This window comes from Nevskia soli (assembly GCF_903970205.1).
Lineage (GTDB): Bacteria > Acidobacteriota > Terriglobia > Bryobacterales > Bryobacteraceae > Bog-113.
The window spans coordinates 1-4,895 of the sequence record NZ_CAJCHS010000312.1 but is presented as its reverse complement, the minus strand read 5'-3'; the positions used below and the strand labels follow the sequence as shown (position 1 = coordinate 4,895).

General features: G+C 57.4%; 4 protein-coding genes and 1 pseudogene. 3 read left to right on the top strand and 2 right to left on the bottom strand.

Translation table 11 applies throughout. The annotated features are described in order from the left end of the window. Positions 1 to 800: pseudogene (locus H1Y01_RS13625) on the bottom strand (hypothetical protein); the annotation flags it as partial. A gap of 134 nt (positions 801 to 934) precedes the next feature. On the opposite strand from H1Y01_RS13625, the gene H1Y01_RS13620 reads away from it, so the two are divergent. Beyond that, on the top strand, positions 935 to 1,822 hold the full coding sequence (locus tag H1Y01_RS13620; protein WP_180541061.1) for an alpha/beta hydrolase: 888 nt from the start codon (positions 935 to 937) through the stop codon (positions 1,820 to 1,822). Here H1Y01_RS13620 and H1Y01_RS13615 read toward each other — a convergent pair. Continuing rightward, entirely contained in the window at positions 1,794 to 2,591 is a 798-nt protein-coding gene (locus tag H1Y01_RS13615) for a polysaccharide deacetylase family protein (RefSeq protein ID WP_180541060.1), read from the bottom strand. The genes H1Y01_RS13620 and H1Y01_RS13615 overlap by 29 nt on opposite strands. A 103-nt stretch (positions 2,592 to 2,694) precedes the next feature. Here H1Y01_RS13615 and H1Y01_RS13610 point away from each other — a divergent pair, with 103 nt between their 5' ends. Both H1Y01_RS13610 and H1Y01_RS13605 read left to right on the top strand, forming a co-directional pair. Continuing rightward, the gene (locus H1Y01_RS13610) at positions 2,695 to 3,984 is read left to right on the top strand and encodes an alpha/beta hydrolase family protein (protein WP_180541059.1); all 1,290 of its coding nucleotides are present in this window, start codon (positions 2,695 to 2,697) and stop codon (positions 3,982 to 3,984) included. Between the two features lie 43 nt (positions 3,985 to 4,027). Continuing rightward, positions 4,028 to 4,895 (top strand): hypothetical protein (locus H1Y01_RS13605; RefSeq protein WP_180541058.1); only part of this gene is annotated, 868 nt, incomplete at its 3' end.

Below are 4,895 nucleotides of genomic sequence, written 5' to 3'. Positions count from 1 at the left end.
CGGTTCGGAAGCCCAGCCGGCTGGCACACATATAAGTCATCGAACCCGTCTCCATCCATGTCCCCGACCGACACGCCGTTATGACCATAGATATCGATCCCACAAGCGCCATCGAGAACGGTCCGCCAGTAATCGACACCTTGCGCCAACTGCGCGGAATAAGAAGGCACACCTGCAAAAGCGTGACCTGAAATGTCGACATATACCGGATTCGAAGATCGGCTTCGCACTTCGCTATCAGCACTCCAGCCCTGAATGTGAAAGGCGGGGTCCCACTCAATAGCCCACTCCCCCACGCGCTGCTCACGGTGGAATCCCGAACCTTCCCCGACTAACTCATAACGAACGCGAGTCTGCAAGACGCCCGCATTCCCGATCTCTATCCGAGTAACCTGAAACTCGGCCGTTCGGAACCTGCCAAATCCGTCCCAAGCCGACCGCAGGTCCGCTAAAAACGCTTCACGTCCCAAAGACCTCGTGCGAGCGAAAGATACCCGGTTAGTCGACACTACTCCAGACCTCAAAGCGCGCGTGTCGGCAGGCTGCATCGAAGAGCCGCGGAAATCCGGTGCGAGAACCTCCGCGAATCCGCGCAACTCGCGAGGTGAACGGAGTAACTCAACACTAAGTTCTCCGAGAACGACGGCAATCTTATCCGCGTACTTCTCGTTGACAAATCGATCCAACCCCGCGTCAACTTTGAGAAGAACGGGATCGAGCGTAGCAGCAGTCCGGTATTGCGGATGAAGGTGAAACTCTCCGCCGTAAGCGTCCGGAACGCCGGAAAGCAGCAAAGGCAACCCGATCGCCCCCGCAACGCCGCGGCACGACTGGACTAGAAATTCACGTTTACTAAAATCAGGTAGTTTCCGCTTTCCCGCTCGCCGCATGCGCTCTTATCCATTGTTGCAAGTCCGCCGAAGACAATTAGTCAATGAGCAGAGCTACTTTCGTGCTGCTGACCATCTTCTCAGTCACGGCCGCCCAGACAACTCTTTGCGCGCAGGAATCAAATCCCAGCGAGTCGGTCAAAGTTCAGAAGGACGTGCGATACGGCTCCGTAAACGGATCCGATCTGCACCTCGACGTCTACGAACCCGCTACCCGCGGAACGGAAACTAGCCCGGCTGTTGTCCTGATTCATGGAGGTGGATGGATCAGTATGGATAAGAGCACGATGCGCGGCATGGCCCAATTCCTGGCCCGCTCCGGATTCGTCGCATTTGCCGTGGACTACCGTTTGTTCGCCGCTAAGGTGAATCTCTGGCCGGCGCAACTCGACGATGTGCAGCGAGCGGTTCGCTGGGTACGTGCCCACGCCGCGGAGTACAACGTTAACCCGGAACGCATCGGTGCCTTCGGTCACTCAGCCGGCGCCCAACTGGCCGCTCTGCTCGGGATGGAAGATACTCGCGACAACTCCGATCCCAGCCTGGCCAAGTACTCCAGTAAAGTGGAGGCCGTCGTAGACGTGAGCGGACCAGTCGATTTCACGGTGAATCACGACCCGGATGGAGACGAGTTTCTGACGGGTTTCCTAGGGTCGGATTTCAAGGCTCATCCCGAGGTTTGGCGTGAAGCATCGCCGGTCTTCCACGTTGCAAAGGGAGACGCGCCGTTCCTGATTGTTCATGGAACGAAAGACCAAAGCGTTTCCATTTCGCAATCGCAGGAACTGTACGACAAGTTACAGGTGGCCGGAGTACCAGCGTCGTTCATCAAAGTCGATGACGAACACACGTTCCAGACTCCGGAGGCGCGCCGGACGCTAGCGGTGGAAACGCTCTTATTCTTCAATAAATACCTTGGCGCGCCGCATTAGTCGATCCTGGACTGGTCTCCGGTCCCGTTATTCGGCAAGTCATATCCTGCTTCACTAGCTCGCTGACGGTCTCGAAAGAGTACCCTTTGTCTTTCAGCGCCGGGATAATCTCTCTTATTGCGAGCAGCGTTTCCGATATGTCCGGCTTCGGTTGAATATCACGCCCGTCGTGCAGGCAGATGATACCGCCCGGATCGCTCTTGCGCAGGACGAGTTTCGCGATCCTTTGTGCCGGCCACTTCCAGTCGTTCCCGATAACCGTCCACATGACGCCTAGTAGACTCAGGCGTCGCTGCGCTTCGGCTAATCCAATCCATCGCAGCCCGTAAGGAGCGCGAAACAAAGTTGGATTTACATCGGTTTCGCTCTGGATTGCTTCTTGGGCCCGCGATAACTCGGAGTAGATCGATTCCGGGGACAGTAAGTTCGGCTTACGGCTAATACGAGGACAAAGCCGTGCGTGAGAGTACGTATGATTGCCGATCTCGTGTCCCGCAGCATGGATGCTCCGTGCGATCTCAGGATGCCGCCGGACATTCATGCCGCACTGGAAGAAGGTCGCCCTGACCTGCTGTTCTTCCAGATAATCGACGAGCGTCAGACTACCTTCGCTCGGCCCGTCATCAAACGTCAAAGCAATTGATTTCCGCTTGCCGCGCCCTCGATAAACGGAAGGACCGAACAACTGCGACGAGCGGCCGCGCACGCCATAAGCGGCGCCGACCACAAAACACGCCGAACCGATCCCGATCACCGCAGCCTTACGCATTCATTTCGACCAACCTGTTCCCTCATTATCCGCGACGAGCTGGAAGTCCCTGCACGGAACTTCAGTCGCTCGATCGTCGTATGGTGGAGGAGAAAGGCACACCTTGCTCAACCGCCGTTCCTTCGTTACAGCAGCCGCCGCACTCGCTGGAGCCGGAGCGCAAGCCCAGACCCCTCCACCTGGCGCGCAAAACGAGACACCCGGTTCTCCGTTCACGGACCCGGACTTCGGCTTTACGGCCCTGATCGCGCTCGGCGCCTCCTACTACGGCCAGGGCGACCCAGGGAAACTACTGGCGATTACTTCGAAGATCAAACCAGGTGACTTCGAATCCGCTTTTCAGGCTTACCACCAAGCTGGGCTAGAGGCGCGCACATTGGCGGACGAAGCTTCCGCCAAGGGCCATAAGGTGAGCGCGCGCGAAGCGCATCTATGGGCGGCTAAGTACTTGAGTGCGGCCATGCGGTTTCTGGATGGCACGGAACATCCCGAACGGATGCTCCCATCCTGGCAAGAGTACGCCGCGTGCTGGGCTGCGGCTGCGGCGTCCTTCGATCCACCCATCGAGCGAATTGAGATTCCCTACGAAAACACAAACCTCACCGGTTGGTTCCTGCGCGTCGATAAGTCACGGCGCCGCCGTCCTCTGGTTATTATCAATAACGGCGCCGATGGGCTCGAGTGTAGCTTGTATGTTTTAGGCGGCGCCGGAGCATTGGCGCGCGGATACAATTGCCTGATCTTCAATGGGCCCGGCCAAGGCGATTCTCTTTGGGTAAACAAACTGTACTTCCGGCCGGATTGGGAGAAAGTGATCACTCCGGTGGTTGATGCCATGTTCCGGCATCCCGAAGTAGATCGGAAACGTATCGCGCTGATCGGCGTTAGTCAAGGCGGCTATTGGGTTCCGCGGGCGTTGGCCTTTGAGCACCGGATAGCGGCCGGGGTTGCCGATCCAGGCGTGATGAACGTCTCGGAACCGTGGCTTCACAACCTTCCTGCCTTCGTGCGTAAGGTGCTGGATGACGGAGACAAGGCTAAGTTCGATCAGATGATCAAGATCGGAACCGCGGCAAGCGCCAGAGCTCGCGCGACGCTTAGTTTTCGTATGCGTCCGCTGGGGATGGACTCTTACTACGATGCTTTCCGTACCGTGCAGCAGTACAACCTGGCTGATGTCGTGGGCAATATCCGCTGCCCCATGTTGATTACCGAGCCGGAGGGGGAGCAATTCTTCCCCGGCCAGGCGCAGAAGCTCTACGACGCGCTAACCACCCCGAAACAAATCATTCATTTCACGAAAGACCAAGGCGCGGATCAGCACTGCGAAGTTGCGGCGCCTGGTTACCGGGACTATCGTATTTATAACTGGCTTGACGAGATACTGACGTAGAAGTCTCCGTCTACATTGTGGAGCACGTATACTGATACATCGAATGCCGCGCGCTCGCGAATGCATGACTGTCACGTTGCTCGTTGCAACAATCCTCACGCTGGCCGCCGCCCCGTCGAGTAAAGATCCCACGATTCAAACTAAAGTTGAGCCGGAATGGGACGCCTCCCTCCAGAGCAACTACTACACCGATATTGCGAGCGTTCGCATGACGATCGACGGCGGAGGGGTTCCCTTTTCTGTCGAGACCAGCACCGGGTTGCCTGCTAATGTCGTGGACGCACTTTCAAAGTGGCGCTACAAAACCATCCATCCGTTCGCCCTCGATCTTAGGATCCCAATTCGACATCAATTGGATGACAAGGCTGAGATGTCCCTCCACAGGAACTGGCCCGCCGAGAGACATATCGAAGTGATTAAGTCCGGTCTCGCGCTCAGTGAACCGGAGGTCCTTCGTATCGAGGAAGGGCTGGCTGCTGAGGATTCGCCGAAACTGCTCGTCTGGTACGCCAATCAGCCAAACGCGGCCGATAGCGCGGGGTTGCGTAAGCGACGAACCGCGGCGCTCGCGGCGCTAGTCAGCCAAAACCCGGATTCGACGTTCCTGGCGGGCCCTTACGCCACGTTCAACTTGGATGGGGAACGGCTAGGCGACACGGCCGGATACGAACAGATCCGCTCTCTTTGGCTGGCCAAGATCGCCGATCCGGTAAGTAGCCTACATACCTTCGAGAATGCGTTCAACTTCCTTGAGGTCCGCGATCCAGAGACCGCACAGAAACTGCTGGACCGCGACGGACCGCGCTTCGATCATGCTGCCGCTATTCGGTTAGGAGATCTTTGGGCTCGCGCCACGTTGGGTATTAGTGCAGTCGATCCGCTTACCGGCCGCGCGAGTAATGCATTAGCGA